The sequence below is a fragment of the Amycolatopsis ultiminotia genome (assembly GCF_039536925.1).
Lineage (GTDB): Bacteria > Actinomycetota > Actinomycetes > Mycobacteriales > Pseudonocardiaceae > Amycolatopsis > Amycolatopsis ultiminotia.
The window spans coordinates 30,309-46,349 of sequence record NZ_BAAAZN010000024.1; the positions used below are offsets into that span (position 1 = coordinate 30,309).

Here is a 16,041-nt window from a genome sequence, read left to right on the forward strand (position 1 = left end):
TCGGATACGGCCCCCACCCCGGGTAGGCGGCTCCCGGGTGAGCCGCACCGGGCTGTCCAACGCCGGCGTGCCCGAATCCCGGCTGTCCGGCCCCGGGCTGCCCGAACCCCGGCTGCCCGGCACCCGGCTGTCCAACGCCGGGCTGCCCGGCGCCCGGCTGTCCGATGCCGGGGTGCCCTGCGCCCGGCTGCGCGGCCCACGGACTGCCTTGCGCGTCGTACCCGCCGTACGGGGGGTAGCCCTGCGGATCCCGGCCCGGGTTCGGTTCCTGCTCGTTCATCTGCCGCTCCAGCATCGCTCGTGGCCTTCGCCTGCCCCAGCACACACCCTCTACCTGAGAGTTTCCTGGTCGTGGTCCAAGTGAATGCTGTGGAGCCGGGCGAGCATCCCGGAAAAACGGGCAAAACAGCTGGAACCGGCAGGTCAGCCGCTGGTGAGGCGCCAGCCGCGCGACCGTTCGTGGTCTGCCCACAGCGCGGCGTAGCGGCCGCCTGCCGCGAGCAGTTCCCGGTGCCGGCCCTGCTCCACCACACGGCCCCCGTCCAGCACCGCGATCCGGTCGGCGTGGGTGATGGTGGACAGCCGGTGCGCGATGACGAGCAGGGTGCGGCCGCGGGCCAGTTCCGCGAGTGCCCGGTGGATCGCCACCTCGTTCTCCGCGTCCAGCGCGGAGGTCGCCTCGTCCAGCAGGACGATCGGGGTGTCCTTCAGCAGCGTGCGCGCGATGGCGACGCGCTGCCGCTCCCCGCCGGAGAGCAGCCGGCCGCCCTCGCCGACGCGGGAATCCCAGCCGTCCGGCAGCCGCTGCGCGATCGGCTCCACCTGGGCGCGGCGCGCGGCGTCGAGCACCTGCTCGCGGGTCGCATCCTGGCGGCCGAGCCGGATGTTGTCCTCGATCGTGCCGTCGAAGAGGTGCACGTCCTGGAACACCAGGGAAACCGCGTCCATCAGCGCCGGGGTGGGCACCTGCCGGACGTCGCTGCCGCCGACCAGTACCGTGCCCGCCTCCGCGTCGAAGAACCTTGCGACGAGCTTCGTCACGGTCGTCTTCCCTGCGCCCGACGGTCCGACCAGTGCCGTGGTCGAGCCGGCCGGGACCCGCAGCGAGAACCCGTCCAGCACCGGGGCGCCGTCGTAGCCGAACCGGACGTCGCGCAGCTCCACCGAAGCGTCCGACACCGGCGCCGGCGAGGCGGGTTCGGGCAACGGCGGCGTGCGCAGCACCGCGTCGATGCGTTCGAGCGCGGCGCGGCAGCTGCGCACCGAGTTCGCCACCCCGGCGACGACCGCGAACGGCTGCAGGAAATGCAGGCCCAGGACCAGGATCGCGACGATCCGCGCGGGCGGCACCGAGCCACCGGTGGCCAGCAGCAACCCGACCACGACCACGGTGGTGAAGGCGAGCTGGATCGCGAGCTGCCCCAGGTTCTCCCCCGGCAGCGCGCCGAGCACCGCCCGCCGCGCGGCGCGGTACTGCCCCTCCAGCGCGTCGTCCAGCAGCGCACGACCGCCACGGGAGCGGCCGTTGGCCCGCAGCACCGGCTGGGCACCGGCGAACTCCACCAGCCGGGCTCCGGCATCGGCCGACGCCGCGTGGTGCGCGGCTTCCGTGCGCGCAGTCAGCCGGCCGGCGACCACGAAGGCCAGCAGCACGACCGGAACGGTCACCAGCACCGCGAGCGCGACCCGCCAGTCCGTCACCAGCAGCACCACGAAGATCGTGGCCGGGGTGAGCACCACGCCGACGAGTGCCTGCACCAGCCCGACCGTCCGCACCGCGGTCGGGATCCCGCTGCCGAGAACCTGCTGCAGGTCCGCGGTCCTGGTGCCGGTGAACCAGCCGAGCGGCAGCCGGACGACGTGCGCGCCCAGCCGGTCATACAGCGTCCGCCGCCACGCCGAGGTCAGCTCGAGCGCCCGGCTTTCCTTGTCGTAGTGGGCAAACCAGCCGATCACCACGGCACCGGCAAGCGGGAACAGCCACCACGCGGCGTCCGCCGTGCGCCCGCCGAGCAGATCGCTCAGCAACGGCACGAGGAGCCCGAACGCCGCACCCTCGGCGAGCGAATAGACCACAGTGGACACGACGAACCGCACGAACAGCAGCCGGTGCGCGCGGCCGACGAGGCGCAACAGCAAACCGATCACCGCACACCTCCGTGCTGGGCCCGCCACATCCGGGCATAACGGCCCTCGTGTGCCAGCAGCTGCTCGTGCCGTCCGCGTTCGGCCACCCTGCCGTCGTCGAGCACCAGGATCTGGTCCGCCTCGGCGATCGTGCGCAGCCGGTGCGCGATCACCAGTACCGTACGGCCGCCGGTGAGCGCAGCGAGCCCGTCCTGCACCGCGGCCTCGGACTCCGGGTCGGCGAACGCGGTCGCCTCGTCGAGCACCAGGATCGGGGTGTCCGCGAGCAGCGTGCGCGCGATGCTCACCCGCTGGGCCTCACCGCCGGAGAGCACCGCGTCCTCCCCCACCACCGAGTCGTAGCCACGCGGGAGCGCGAGGATCCGGTCGTGGATCGCGGCGGCCTTCGCGGCGGCGAACACCGCCTCGTCGCCTGCCTCCGGATCGGGCAGTGCGATGTTGTCGCGGATCGAGGTCCGCAGCAGGGTCACGTCCTGGAAGATGAAGCCCACGTGCCGGTACAGCTCCGCCCGCGACAGCCGCCGGATGTCGTGCCCGCCGAGCCGGATCGCGCCGCCGGTCACGTCGTGGAACCGGGCCAGCAGCAGGCCGAGCGTCGACTTCCCGGCACCGGACGGGCCGACGAGCGCGGTCACCGTGCCCGGTTCGAGCACCGCGTCCACGCCGTGCAGCACCTCCGGCCCGCCCGGATACCCGAACCGCACACCGGCGAGCTGCACGTCCGGCGGACCGGACGGCAGCGATTCCGGTTCCTCCGCCACCGCCTCGGCGGGCTCGGCCAGCAGCGCACCGACCCGTTCCGCAGCGGCCGCCGCGGTCCGGCGCTGGTCCCGTGCCGAGTAGATCGGCGTGAGCTGCTCGAACAATCCCAGGCCCAGCAACGCGAACGCGACCACGTCGATCGGCCGGGTCCAGCCCGCCGCGGTGAACCCGACCCCGCAGCCGGTGACCAGCAGCAGGATCGTGGCAGGTGCGACCGTCGCCCTGGTGATACTGCGCTGCACCAGAAAACCGCGCTGGGCCTCGTCTCCGGCCCGGACGAGTTCGTCGGCGGCGGCCCCGAACCGGCGGGGCACCCCGGCCCCGCCGAACGCCTTCACCACCGCGATCCCCTGCACCAGTTCGACCGAGGCCGCGGACAGTTCCACCGACGCCGCGGAGATCCGCCGAACCGGTTCCGCGGCCCGGCGCGCCAGGCGCATCCGCACCCCCTGTGCCGCGGCCACGACCGCGACGGTCAGCAGCGCCAGCCGCCAGTCCGTCGCGAACAGATACAGCGCGATCACCGCCGGACCGGTCACCGCGGCCGCCATCTCCTCCTTGGCGTGCGCGATGGCGTGGTGCAGCGCGGACACGTCGTCCTGCACGGTGGCGCGGACCTTCGCGGACACCCCGCCGGCGAACCAGCTCAGCGGCAGCACCGCGAGGTGCCCGGCGAGGCGACGGCGCAGCGCGATCGCCAGATCCGCGTCCGCGAGGTGCCCGACCAGTCCGGCGACCAGGTAGAGCACGATCCGCAGGGCGAGCAGCCCGACCGCGAACCAGGCGATCGGCCACACCCCGTCGGTACGCCCGGCCAGCAGCCTGCGGCCGATCTCGACCACCGCCACCATCGGGACGACCGACAGCGCCGCGGCGAGCGCCTGGAACACCGCCGCGACGGCGATCCGGCCACGGACCGGGCGTTCCAGCTCGGAAACAGCGGACACGCCGCCGATCATGCCCCGCTCTTGAGCGCGGCCGCCAGTTTGGGTGCCACCTCGTCGAGCGCGTACGGAATGCTCAGCACGGACGGGAACGCCATCGCGATCCCGATGCTCTGGTCCAGTGGCAGGTACGCACCGCGTTGCACTGCGGGCAGCGCGCGGAAGAGCGGGTTCGCCTCGAACGCGGTGCGCGAGGCCTGGCTGTCGTAGCTGATGATGATCACGTCGGCGTCGAGCAGATCGAGCCGCTCCGGTGAGATCTCCGCGCGCCCCGGCGTGCTCGACGCGGGCAGCGAGGTGACCTTCGGCGAGAGTTTCAGCCCCAGCTGGGAGAAGAAGGTCGCGGCGGCGTCCGCGGTGCTGTTGATGGTGTAGACGCTGTTGGTCGAGACCGGGCCGAAGGTGAACGTCTTCCCGGCGAAGTCCGGATGTGCCGTGCGGACGCTCTCGATCTTGTCCTTCACCTGCTTGACCAGGGCGGCCGCCTGGTCACTCTTGCCGAGCACCTGGCCCGCCCGCTGGGCCATCTCCGGCCAGCCGTCCTTGCCGACCCCTGCCCGGTACCCGAGGGTGGGCGCGATCTTGCTCAGCTTCGCCAGGTCGTCTTTCAGGCTGTAGTCGTCCGAAGCGAGGATCAGGTCCGGCTTCACCGCGGCGATCTTCTCCAGCGGCAACCCGCTGTCGGCGGCGTAGGCGGCCTCCGTGCCGGAGCCCAGCTTCGCCCATGGCGCGAGCCCGCTCGCGAACGACTGGTTCCGCACCGACAGCACGAGGTCCGCGCCGAGCGCGAGCGCCAGATCGGTGTCGCGCAGGTATCCGGCCGCCACCACGCGCCGCGGCGGCGAGGTGACCGTGGTGCTGCCCAGTTCGCCCGGCACGGTGACCGGGAACCCGGGTGCCGCCGTCCGGTCCGTCGCGGACCCGCCGCCGGAGCTGCAGCCGGCGAGCAGCAGGGAGGCACCGGCGGAACCGAGCAGGAAACCGCGGCGGGACAGGCTCATGGGGGACTCCTCGGGGTCAGCCGGCAGGCAGTGGTTAGCTTAGCCTAACCACGCCCACCGGCCGACCCGTCGGGCCGTACCGGAACCACCGGCGCCACCGGACCCGGCCCGCAGACCCGGCCCGGACGGCGCCGGGTCACGCGGGGAGCCCGGGAAGTCCCGTCCGGCCCGCCGGGCCGAGCCGGACGCCGACCGCGGAGATCCGCGCCGGGAATCTCCGCCGGAGCGCCCCGGGCACCGGCATCGGCCCGGCCGTGCCCGGGGACGGGGAGCTCAGCTCACGTGCACGTAGTCGATCACGAGCTGCTGCGGGAACTGCGTGGAATCGTCCGGGTCGCCCGGCCAGTCCCCGCCCACCGCGAGGTTGAGGATCAGGAAGAACGGGTGGTTGTACACCCACTGGTTGCCGTTCAGGTCCGCAGGCGTGCGGGTCTGGTAGGCGTTGCCGTCGACCGACCAGACGATCTGGTTGTCCGTCCAGTCGACCGCGAAGGTGTGGAAGTCGTCGGAGAAGTTCGGGCCGTCATACGGGGCACCGATGCCGCCCTCCCCGGAGTAGCCGGGACCGTGGATGGTGCCGTGCACGGTGTTCGGCTCCTTGCCGATGTTCTCCATCACGTCGATTTCGCCGTCGGCGGGCCAGTTGCTGCCGCCGAGCATCCAGAACGCGGGCCACATGCCCTGTCCGCGCGGCAGCTTCATCCTGGCCTCGATGTGGCCGGACGCGGTATCGAACTTGCCCGAGGTGTTCAGCCGCGCCGAGGTGTACTCACACGCGCCGTACCAGCAGGTGTTGCCGGAGTCTTCCTTCTTGGCGGTGATCACCAGGTTGCCCTGGCCGTCCAGCGCGGCGTTCGCCGCACCGTCGGTGTACCACTGCCGTTCGTGGTTGTTGCCGCCGTTGTCGCCGGTTTCGTAGGTCCACTTCGAGCCGTCCGCAGGTGCACCGGCCGCACCGTCGAAATCGTCGGAGAACGTGGCCGCCGGTGCGGCCGAGGCGGAGGTGCCCAACGGAGCGAAGGCGACCGCACCGACCACCGAGACAAGCACGGGAATCGTGAGCAACCGCCACCGGGCAGGGGACTTCGGAGACTTCATTGTCGGCATCCCTCATCACTCGAGGAGCGGCCTGGCGGCGCCACCCCGGGTTTGTTGTGGATGACAACAAAGTATGCCTGTGCCCTCACCCACCGGCAAGCCGCGACGTCAGATATTTTCCGCCGTGCTGCCGCCGGTCGGCACTGCCGCCGCGGTGGCCTCCTCGGCCAGCCACAGCACCCCGCTCGGCGGCAGCTGCAGCACCGCCGACGCCGGAAGCCCGTGCCAGGGCTCTTCGGTGGCCTCGACCGCGCCCAGGTTGCCGACGCCCGATCCGCCGAATGTCTCCGCGTCGGTGTTGAGCACCTCGATCCAGCGTCCGGTGGACGGCAGGCCCACCCGATAGTCGTGGTGCGGGACGCCGGCGAAGTTCGCGACGCAGGCCAGCCGCGAACCGTCCGCGCCGAGGCGCAGGAAGCTCAGCACATTGCCGCCGGAATCGTTCGCGTCGATCCAGCGGAAGCCCTCGGACTGCACGTCCGCGCTGAACAGTGCGGCACTGTCGCGATAGGCCTGGTTCAGCTGGCGGGTCAGCTCCCGCACGCCGCGGTGCAGCGGGGTGTCGAGCAGCTGCCAGTCCAGCGACCGGGACTCCGACCATTCGCGCGGCTGGCCGAACTCGCCGCCCATGAACAGCAGCTGCTTGCCCGGATGTGCCCACATGAAGGCCAGCAGCGCACGGAGGCCGGCCGCCTTGTTCCAGTCGTCGCCGGGCATCCGCTCCCACAGCGAACCCTTGCCGTGCACCACTTCGTCGTGCGACAGCGGCAGCACGAAGTTCTCGGTCCACGCGTACACGAGCGAGAAGGTCATTTCGTTGTGGTGATAGGCCCGGTGGATCGGTTCGTGGCCGAGGTACCGGAGCGTGTCGTGCATCCAGCCCATGTTCCACTTGAAGCCGAAGCCGAGCCCGCCGAGATGCGTCGGCCGCGTGACACCGGGCCATGCGGTGGATTCCTCGGCCACCATCACCACGCCCGGGTGTCGCTTGTAGACGGTCGCGTTCAGCTCCTGCAGGAACCGCACCGCGTCGAGGTTTTCGCGGCCGCCGTACTCGTTCGGCAGCCACTCCCCCTCGTTGCGCGAGTAGTCCAGGTAGAGCATCGAGGCGACGGCGTCCACGCGCAGGCCGTCGAGGTGGAATTCCTCCAGCCAGTACAGCGCGTTGGCCACCAGGAAGTTGCGCACCTCGTTGCGGCCGAAATTGAACACCAGCGTGCCCCAGTCCGGCTGCTCGCCGCGGCGCGGGTCCTCGTGCTCGTAGAGCGGGCTGCCGTCGAACCGGGCGAGCGCCCATGCGTCCCGCGGGAAGTGCGCGGGCACCCAGTCGACCAGCACGCCGATACCGCGCCGGTGGAGCTCGTCCACCAGGTACCGGAAGTCGTCCGGTGAGCCGAACCGCGACGTCGGGGCGTAGTACGAGGTGACCTGGTACCCCCAGGACCCGCCGAACGGATGCTCGGCCACCGGCAGGAACTCCACGTGCGTGAAGCCGGTTTCCTCGACGTAGTCGGCGAGCTGGACGGCCAGTTCGCGGTAACCGAGCCCGGGTCGCCACGAGCCGAGGTGCACCTCGTACACGCTCATCGGCGCGTCCGCCCAGTCGGTCGCCTCGCGCCGGGCGATCCAGTCGTCGTCGGCCCAGGTGTAGGCGGATTCGGTGACCTTCGACGCGGTCGCGGGCGGCACCTCGGTGGCGAACGCCATCGGGTCGGCCTTCTCGTGCCACTGCCCGTCCGCGCCGAGGATCCGGAACTTGTAGCAGGCGCCGGGCGCCACCCCGGGCACGAACAGCTCCCACACCCCGGACGAACCGAGCGCCCGCATCGGGTGCCCGCGGCCCTCCCACGAGTTGAAGTCCCCGATCACCCGCACGCCGCGGGCGGTCGGCGCCCAGACCGCGAACGAGACACCGCGGACGGTGCCCTTCGGGGTGTCGTAGGCACGCACGTGCGCACCGAGGGCGTCCCACAGCCGTTCGTGCCTGCCCTCACCGATCAGGTGCAGGTCCAGTTCGCCGACCGTGGGCAGCCAGCGGTACGGGTCGTCGTCGGTGACCACGGACTGCCCGTGGTAGCCGACCTCGAACCGGTAGTCGCCCGGATGCTCGGGCAGCGTCGCCGCGAACAGTGCGTCGGCCACGCACTCCAGCGGGTACCGGTGGTCGCCGGCGAGCAGGGCGACCGACTCCGCACCCGGACGCAGTGCGCGCACCACCACGCCTTCCTCGCCGGCGTGCACGCCGAGCACCGAGTGCGGGGCGTGGTGCGAACCGGCCAGCAGCCGGTCGATGTCCTGCGGGGACGGGGCCGCCGCGGGCAGATCCCGGGGAATCGCGTTCACGGGGTCACTCTCCTCCATCGGTGCTGCGGGCGATCGCCGCCAGCGGCACGGCCAGCCAGTCCGGCCGGTTCGCGTGCTCGTAGGCGACCTCGTACACCGCTTTGTCGAGTTCGAAGGCACGCAGCAAACCCGCGTGCGCCAGTGGGTCGCCGACCGGACCGTCGGCACCCGCGTACCCGGCGCAGAAGGCGGCACGGTTGCGCGTCGCCCACTCCAGCGCACGGGTGGCCGTCTCCGGTTCACCCGGGCGGCCCACGAGCAATTGCTGGGCGGCGTAGTCGAAGGACCGCAGCATGCCCGCGACGTCACGAAGCGGCGACCGCAGCGCGTGCCGCTCCGCCACCGGCGCGGCCGGCTCACCCTCGAAGTCCAGCAGCAGCCAGCCGCCGACCGTGCGCAGCACCTGGCCGAGGTGCAGATCTCCATGGATGTACTGCATCGGCCCCGGTGCCGTGCCGTCGGACCGGACGGCCTCGAACGCCGCCCGCACCGCGGGCACCTGCGCGGCCAGCTGCGGCACCTGCGCGGCGACCCGATCCAGCCGGTCGTGCATCGCCTGCACCGTGCGGTCCAGTTCGGCCCGGTCCACCGCTTCGGTGCCGAGTGCCCTGGCCAGGTCCGCGTGCACCTCGGCGACCGCGGCGCCCAGCCGTTCGGCCTCGCCGGCGAAATCGCCACCCGCCTCGTCCGGATGCCGGTCCTCGTCGGCCATCAGGTCCCGCACGCTGGTGGTCGCCATCGCCCAGCCGTCCACCGCGTCCGGCAGGTACTCCTGCAGCATCCCGATGGTGGCGGGCTCCCCCGCCAGCGCACCGGTGATCGACCCGACGACCCGTGCCACGTGCCGGCATCCGGCAGCCTGCAACGCCCGGTGCGCCAGCAGGTCCTTGTTCGTGCCGGGGCTGAGCTTGCGGAACAGCTTGAGGATGTACTGCCCGCCGTACACGAGTGAGGTGTTGCTCTGCTCCGCGGTGATCGGCCGCGCGCGCAGCCCGCCGGTGAGCGCCTCGCCCGGCTCCGGTTCGAACCTCAGCGCACCGGCCCGCGCGCCCGCCGCGATCCGGTCCAGCAGCACCGCGGTGAGGTCCGCATCGCCGCTCGCCTCGTACAGGCCGGTGCCCTCGCCGAACCACGCCGCGGACGGGATCTCCGGCGGCTGCGAGCGGCTGCCGACCAGCAGCTGGTACGGCTCGGTCCGGTCGCCCTGCACCACCTCGACGACCACGTGCAGCAGCAGCGGATCACCCTCGACCAGCACGGTCAGCGCGACCGGGCGGACCTCGCCGACCGGCCGGTCCTTGCCCGCGAACCAGCGCTGCGCCGGCAGCCATCCCGGCAGCAGCGCGGCCAGCTCGGCCTCGACGGACCGGTGCTCGGTCAAGGGACCCACCTCATTCTTCCGGCTCGAGCAGCTGGAACCAGTAGAACCCGTGGCCGGGCAACGTGAGCAGGTAGGACAGCTCGCCGATGTCCGGGAACCGCACCCCGCCGGTCAGCTCCACCGGCGTGGCACCGCGGTGCGCGGACAGGTCGAGTTCCACCGGCTGCGGGAAGCGCGACAGGTTGTTCACGCACACCACCACGTCCTCGCGCCCGTCCGGACGGCGCCACCGGCGCTGGTAGGCGAGCACGCTCGGGTTCGAGCCGCCGAGGTCGGTGAAATCGCCCTGTGCGAAGGCCTGGTGCTGCTTGCGCACCTCGATCATCCGGCGGGTCCAGTTCAGCAGCGACGAGGCGTTGTCGGTCTGCGCCTCGACGTTGAGCGCCTGGTAGCCGTACACCGGGTCCATGATCACCGGCAGGTAGATCCGGCCGGGATCGCACGAGGAGAACCCCGCGTTGCGGTCCGGCGTCCACTGCATCGGGGTGCGCACCGCGTCGCGGTCGCCCAGCCAGATGTTGTCGCCCATGCCGATCTCGTCACCGTAGTACAGCACCGGCGAACCCGGCAGCGACAGCAGCATCGCGGTGAACAGCTCCTGCTGGTTGCGATCGTTGTCCAGCAGCGGCGCGAGCCGGCGGCGGATGCCGATGTTGGCCTTCATCCGCGGGTCCTTGGCGTACTCGGAGTACATGTAGTCGCGCTCTTCGTCGGTGACCATCTCCAACGTGAGCTCGTCGTGGTTGCGCAGGAAGATGCCCCACTGCGTACCGGACGGGATCTGCGGGGTCTGCAGCAGGATCTCCGAGATCGGGAACCGCGATTCGCGGCGCACCGCCATGAAGATCCGCGGCATCAACGGGAAGTGGAACGCCATGTGGCATTCGTCGCCACCGGCCGCCGGATCACCGAAGTACTCCACCACGTCCGAGGGCCACTGGTTCGCCTCGGCCAGCAGGATCCGGCCAGGGAACTCGTCGTCGACCACCTTGCGGCAGCGTTTCAGGAACTCGTGCGTGCGCGGCAGGTTCTCGCAGTCGGTGCCCTCCTGTTCGTACAGGTAGGGCACCGCATCCAGCCGGAACCCGTCGATGCCCAGATCGAGCCAGAACCGCAGCACGTCCAGCATCGCCTCGGCCACCTCGTCGTTCTCGTAATTGAGATCGGGCTGGTGGGTGAAGAACCGGTGCCAGTAGAACTGCCCGCGCACCGGATCGTAGGTCCAGTTCGAGGTCTCGGTGTCGACGAAGATGATCCGCGCGTCGGCGTAACGCGAATCGTCGTCGCTCCACACGTAGTAGTCGCCGTACGGGCCGTCCGGATCCGACCGCGACTGCTGGAACCACGGGTGCTGGTCGGAGGTGTGGTTCAGCACCAGATCGGTGATCACCCGGATACCCCGGCGGTGCGCCTCGTCCAGCAGGTAGACGAAATCCTCCACGGTGCCGAATTCCGGGAGCACCGCGCGGAAATCGCTGATGTCGTACCCGCCGTCGCGCAACGGCGAGGCGTAGAACGGCGGCAGCCACAGGCAGTCCACGCCGAGCCATTCGAGATAGTCCAGCCGCCCGGCCAGCCCGCGCAGGTCCCCGGTGCCGTCCCCGTTGGAATCGGTGAACGCCCGCACGAGCACCTCGTAGAACACCGCGCCCTTGAACCACTCCGGGTCCTTCGGCGCCGCGTGCGCGTGCTCGAAGTCGCCTGCCTGCGGCTCCACCAGTATGCCGCCCGAGGTCACCGCCTCCCCGGTGTGCGGCACGCCCGCCAGGCCTGCCGCGGCGTCGGGCCGGCTCTCCTCGTCCATCCGTTCCACCTCGTCCTGAATACCCGGGTACGTTCGATCGTCCCCGCCGCGGCGGGGACGTGCAGGGTGGGCGAGCTCCGCCGGGTCAGTCCGCGAGCCTGCGGCGCAGCGAGACCACGTGCGCGACCACCCGCCACGGTTCGAGCCGCACGAAGTTCGCCTGGCCCCAGTCCCAGGTGTCGCCGGTGACCTCGTCGTGCGCGATCAGCCGCTCCGGCCAGTCGAAGCCGAGCGCGGGCAGGTCGAGCCACAGGGTGCCCTCCTGCGCGCCGTGCGGATCGAGGTTCACCACCGTGACCACGGTGTCGCCGGTCGCCGGATCCTGCTTCGAATAGGCGATCAGCGCGTCGTTGTCGACATGCTGGAACCGCAGCGACCGCATGCCCTGCAACGCCGGATGCGCGCGGCGGATCGCGTTCAGCCGGGCAATCCAGGGCTCCAGCGACCGCCCCTGCGCGAGCGCGCCGGCGAAGTCACGCGGGCGCAGCTGGTACTTCTCCGAGTCGAGGTACTCCTCGCTGCCCGGCCGGACCGGCTCGCTCTCGAACAGCTCGTAGCCGGAGTAGACCCCCCAGGTCGGCGACATCGTGGCGGCCAGCGCCGCGCGCAGCGCGAACATGCCGGGACCGCCGTGCTGCAGGGATTCGTGCAGGATGTCCGGGGTGTTCACGAACAGGTTCGGCCTGCCGTGGTCCCAGTGCGCCAGCAGATCGACGCCGAACTCGACCAGCTCCTCCTTGGTGGTCCGCCAGGTGAAGTAGGTGTAGCTCTGGGTGAAGCCGAGTTTCGCCAGTCCCCACAGCCGGGCCGGGCGGGTGAACGCCTCGGCGAGGAACAGCACGTCCGGATGCGCGTCCTTGACCGACTGGATCAACCAGGTCCAGAAGTCCGGTGGCTTGGTGTGCGGGTTGTCCACCCGGAAGATGCGCACCCCGTGTGCCACCCAGTGCAGCACGACGCGCAGCACCTCGGCGTAGACCGCGCGCGGATCGTTGTCGAAGTTGACCGGGTAGATGTCCTGGTACTTCTTCGGCGGGTTCTCCGCGTAGGCGATGCTGCCGTCCGGGCGGGTGGTGAAGAACTCCGGATGCTTGAGCACCCACGGGTGATCCGGCGCGGCCTGCAGCGCCAGATCCAGCGCGACCTCCATGCCGAGCTCGCTCGCCCGCGCGACGAAGGCGTCGAACTCCTCCTCGGTGCCCAGCTGCGGGTGGATCGCGTCGTGGCCGCCCTCGTCCGCGCCGATCGCCCACGGCGAGCCGACGTCGTCCGGGGTCGCGGTGAGGATGTTGTTGGGGCCCTTGCGGTTCACCCGGCCGATCGGGTGCACCGGCGGCAGGTAGACGACGTCGAACCCCAGGCCGGCGATCCGGTCCAGCTCGCGCGCGGCGGTGCCGAAGGTGCCGTGCACGGCCTTGCCCTGCGCGTCCACCCCGCCGGTGGAACGCGGGAAGAACTCGTACCACGAGCCGAACGCGGCGCGGCGCCGGTCGACCCACAGTTTCAGCGCACGGCCCTTGGTGATCAGCTCCCGCACCGGGAACTCGTGCATGATCTGCCGGACCTGCGGCGCCAGCGCCGGGCCGACCCGCTCGGCGAGGGTGCGGTGCTCGTCGCGCAGCGCGGCCGCGGCGCCGGCGAGCAGTGCGCGCTCGGCACGCCGGTCGGGCCGGCGCGAGACGCGCTCCAGCAGCCGGGCACCGGTCTCCAGATCGTTGGCGAGTTCGTCCGGCCCCTGCCCGGCGGCGATCTTCACCTCGGCCGCGTGCTCCCAGGTGGTCCACGGGTCGCTCCACGCGTCCACCCGGTAGGTCCACATGCCCTCCGCGTCCGGCACGAGCACCGCACCGAACCGGTCGAGCCCGCGGCCCTGTTCGGTCATCCGGGCCTGCCGGGAGACCCGGTCGCCGGGTCCCCGCCAGCTGACCGTGGCCGCGACCGCGTCGTGGCCCTCCCGCCAGACCGTGGCGGTGACCGGAAAGTGTTCTCCCACAACGGCTTTGGCCGGATACCGGCCAGCACTGACGAGGGGCGTGACGTCGTCGATCCCGAGCCGGCCGGACATGGCAACGCCCCTTTTTCGCTGTGATCGGACTGTGCGGACGCGAGCACGCTCAGTGTGCCTGATTCCCGCAAAGCCCTTGACAGCGGGGCCTTTTTCGGTATCCGGCACCACCCGGTCGGGCGAACGCAGCTCCGATCGGGGGGCGGAGCCGGATTTTCCGGCCGGGCTTGCCGCACGGCCTTCCGGCACGGGCTTCCGGCAGGGCCCCGGACGTCCCGGCGAACCCGGCCCGTCCGGCGGCCCGGCCACCGGGTCACCGGCGTTACGGGGTTTCCGGTGCTGCCGAATTCCCCACGGCTTCCGGGCTTTCCGGGACTTCCGGGTGCACCAGCAGATCCCGCGGCGCGCGCAGCAGCTGCAGGGACCGCGCCTGCACGCGGATCGTCGACTTCGGTTCCAGTACGCCGGGGTTCGCCGGGCTGCCGTCCGCGGTTCCGGTGTCCAGCGTCGGCTTGAACGTCTCGCCGTATTCGGGCCCCGGCAGCACCACGTCCACCGGCTCGGCACCCGCGTGCAGTATCAGCAGCCAGGAATGGTCGGTGACCAGCGCGCCCTCGCGGTTGCGGGCCTGGCTGTTCGAGCCGTCGATCCACATGCACAGCGTGTGCCGGTCCTCGTCGAACCAGTCCACCTCGTCGAACTCCTCGCCGTCCGGGCGCAGCCAGACCAGATCGGGTTCGCCGGTGGGGGTGGTGCGGCCCTCGAAGAACTCCGGTTGCCGCAGCGCGGGACTCTCCGCGCGCAGCCGGACCACGCGCCGGGCGAAGGTGAGCATCGGCGAGGGCGTCTCGGCCGGCGTCCAGTCGAGCCAGGACGTCTCGTCGTCGAGGCAGTAGGCGTTGTTGTTGCCGTGCTGGGTCCGGGACATCTCGTCGCCCGCGGTGAGCATCGGCGTGCCGGTGGACAGCAGCAGGGTGGCGAGCAGATTGCGGGCCTGGCGGGCACGCAGCGCGATGATCGCCGGATCGTCGGTCCCGCCCTCCGCGCCGTGGTTCCACGAGCGGTTGTCGGTCGTGCCGTCGCGGTTGTCCTCGCCGTTGGCCTCATTGTGCTTTTCGTTGTAGGACACCAGATCCTGCAGGGTGAATCCGTCGTGCGCGGTCACGAAGTTGATCGACTGCCACGGCCGGCGCAGGTTGTGGTCGTAGAGATCCGACGAGCCGGACAGCCGGTAGGCGAGATCGCGCACGCCGGTGGCGCCGCGCCAGAAGTCGCGCACGGTGTCGCGGTACCGGCCGTTCCACTCCGCCCACTGCAGCCCGAAGCCGCCGACCTGGTAGCCCTCCGCGGTCGCGTCCCACGGTTCGGCGATCAGCTTGCACCGCGAAAGCACTGGATCGGTGGTGATCGCGGTGAGCATGGTGGATTCACGGTCGAACCCGCCGCCGCGCGGGCGGCCGAGCGTGCTCGCCAGGTCGAACCGGAACCCGTCCACGCCCAGCTCCTGCGTCCAGTACCGCAGCGAGTCGGTCACCAGCCGGACCACCGCGGGCGAACCGGCGTCGAGCGTGTTGCCGCATCCGGTCAGGTCGGCCGGCTGCCCGCGCCGGTTGTGCAGGTAGTACGCGGGCGCGTCGAGCCCGCGCAGGGACAGCGTCGGACCGTCCGGCCCGCCCTCGCAGGTGTGGTTGAAGACCACGTCGAGGATCACCTCGATGCCCGCCCCGTGCAGGGCGGCCACCATCGTGCGGAACTCCTCGACCTCCCGGCCGGGTTCGCTGGCGTAGTCCGGATGCGGCGCGAAGTAGCCCAGCGGCGAGTAGCCCCAGTAGTTGTGCCGTCCGGCGCGGATCAGCGCGGGCTCGTCGGCGAACGCGTGCACCGGCAGCAGTTCCACCGCGGTCACGCCGAGCCGGGCCAGGTGTTCGATCGCCACCGGATGCGCCAGGCCGAGGTAGGTGCCGCGCAGCGCCTCCGGGATGAACGGGTGCTGCGCGGTGAACCCCTTCACGTGCACCTCGTAGAACACCGACTCCTCGAACGGCACCTCCGGCTTGTTCCCGGTCTCCGGCCCGCCGGGCGAGCTGACCACCGACAGCGGCACACTGCCCAGTGAGTCCACAGTGGACATCGGACCGCGGTCGGGGTCGCCGGTGAAGCCCTGTGCGGCGGCCAGGTCGGTGAGCCGGCCGGTGATCCGGTGCGCGTACGGGTCCACGAGCAGCTTCGCCGGATTGCAGCGCAGGCCGCGGGCCGGATCGTAGGGCCCGTGCACCCGGTAGCCGTAGCGCTGGCCGACCGTGACGCCGGGGACCAGCCCGTGCCACACGCCGAAGGTGCGCTCGGGCAGCTCGATCCGCCGCTCCGTCCCGTCGTCGCCGATCAGGCACACCTCGACCGCGTCGGCGACGGCCGAGGTGACCGCGAAGCGGACGCCGCCCGCCTCCGGGTGGGCGCCGAGCGGGAACGGACGGCCGGCGAGGACCTGAGTGCCGGGTGCGGGTCGGATAGCCATGGGCCGATCCTTCCAAATCCGGCGCCCGCCCGGCTCCGGC

Annotated in this window: 9 protein-coding genes and 1 pseudogene; 1 reads left to right on the forward strand and 9 read right to left on the reverse strand. The window is 71.4% G+C overall.

Features of this window, described 5'->3' with window-relative positions; translation table 11 throughout:
• The first annotated feature begins 37 nt into the window (after window positions 1-37).
• On the forward strand, window positions 38-364 hold the full coding sequence (locus ABD793_RS37110) for a hypothetical protein (RefSeq protein WP_344868145.1): 327 nt from the start codon (window positions 38-40) through the stop codon (window positions 362-364).
• Between the two features lie 59 nt (window positions 365-423).
• On the opposite strand, the gene ABD793_RS37115 is transcribed toward ABD793_RS37110, so the two are convergent.
• The 9 genes and pseudogenes from ABD793_RS37115 to glgX form a co-directional block, all read right to left on the reverse strand.
• Window positions 424-2,148 (reverse strand): ABC transporter ATP-binding protein, encoded by a 1,725-nt coding sequence (locus ABD793_RS37115; RefSeq protein ID WP_344868146.1) that lies wholly within the window; start codon window positions 2,146-2,148, stop codon window positions 424-426.
• Entirely contained in the window at window positions 2,145-3,857 is a 1,713-nt protein-coding gene (locus ABD793_RS37120) for an ABC transporter ATP-binding protein (RefSeq protein WP_344868147.1), read from the reverse strand. Before ABD793_RS37120 ends, ABD793_RS37115 begins: the two co-directional genes overlap by 4 nt.
• Before the next feature lie 8 nt (window positions 3,858-3,865).
• Window positions 3,866-4,855 (reverse strand): iron-siderophore ABC transporter substrate-binding protein, encoded by a 990-nt coding sequence (locus tag ABD793_RS37125; RefSeq protein ID WP_344868148.1) that lies wholly within the window; start codon window positions 4,853-4,855, stop codon window positions 3,866-3,868.
• 276 nt (window positions 4,856-5,131) lie between these two features.
• Window positions 5,132-5,953 (reverse strand): annotated as a pseudogene (locus ABD793_RS37130) (glycoside hydrolase family 16 protein); the annotation flags it as partial.
• 108 nt (window positions 5,954-6,061) lie between these two features.
• On the reverse strand, window positions 6,062-8,296 hold the full coding sequence (gene glgB / locus ABD793_RS37135; protein ID WP_344868149.1) for a 1,4-alpha-glucan branching protein GlgB: 2,235 nt from the start codon (window positions 8,294-8,296) through the stop codon (window positions 6,062-6,064).
• Window positions 8,297-8,300: 4 nt separating this feature from the next.
• Entirely contained in the window at window positions 8,301-9,677 is a 1,377-nt protein-coding gene (locus tag ABD793_RS37140) for a maltokinase N-terminal cap-like domain-containing protein (RefSeq protein ID WP_425548835.1), read from the reverse strand.
• A 10-nt stretch (window positions 9,678-9,687) separates the two neighbouring features.
• Entirely contained in the window at window positions 9,688-11,481 is a 1,794-nt protein-coding gene (treS, locus tag ABD793_RS37145) for a maltose alpha-D-glucosyltransferase (RefSeq protein ID WP_344868152.1), read from the reverse strand.
• A gap of 85 nt (window positions 11,482-11,566) precedes the next feature.
• Window positions 11,567-13,546, reverse strand: coding sequence for an alpha-1,4-glucan--maltose-1-phosphate maltosyltransferase (locus ABD793_RS37150; protein ID WP_344868153.1), 1,980 nt, complete (start codon window positions 13,544-13,546; stop codon window positions 11,567-11,569).
• 262 nt (window positions 13,547-13,808) lie between these two features.
• Window positions 13,809-16,001 carry a glycogen debranching protein GlgX gene (gene glgX / locus ABD793_RS37155; RefSeq protein WP_344868154.1) on the reverse strand — a complete coding sequence of 731 codons (2,193 nt, stop codon included), beginning with the start codon at window positions 15,999-16,001 and terminating at the stop codon, window positions 13,809-13,811.
• Window positions 16,002-16,041: the final 40 nt, after the last annotated feature.

Excerpts from the sequence above, each read along its gene's own strand:
- ABD793_RS37125 (WP_344868148.1), bottom strand. The coding sequence starts at position 4,855 with ATGAGCCTGTCCCGCCGCGGTTTCCTGCTCGGTTCCGCCGGTGCCTCC.
- ABD793_RS37150 (WP_344868153.1), bottom strand. The coding sequence starts at position 13,546 with ATGTCCGGCCGGCTCGGGATCGACGACGTCACGCCCCTCGTCAGTGCT.
- treS (WP_344868152.1), bottom strand. The coding sequence starts at position 11,481 with ATGGACGAGGAGAGCCGGCCCGACGCCGCGGCAGGCCTGGCGGGCGTG.
- glgX (WP_344868154.1), bottom strand. The coding sequence starts at position 16,001 with ATGGCTATCCGACCCGCACCCGGCACTCAGGTCCTCGCCGGCCGTCCG.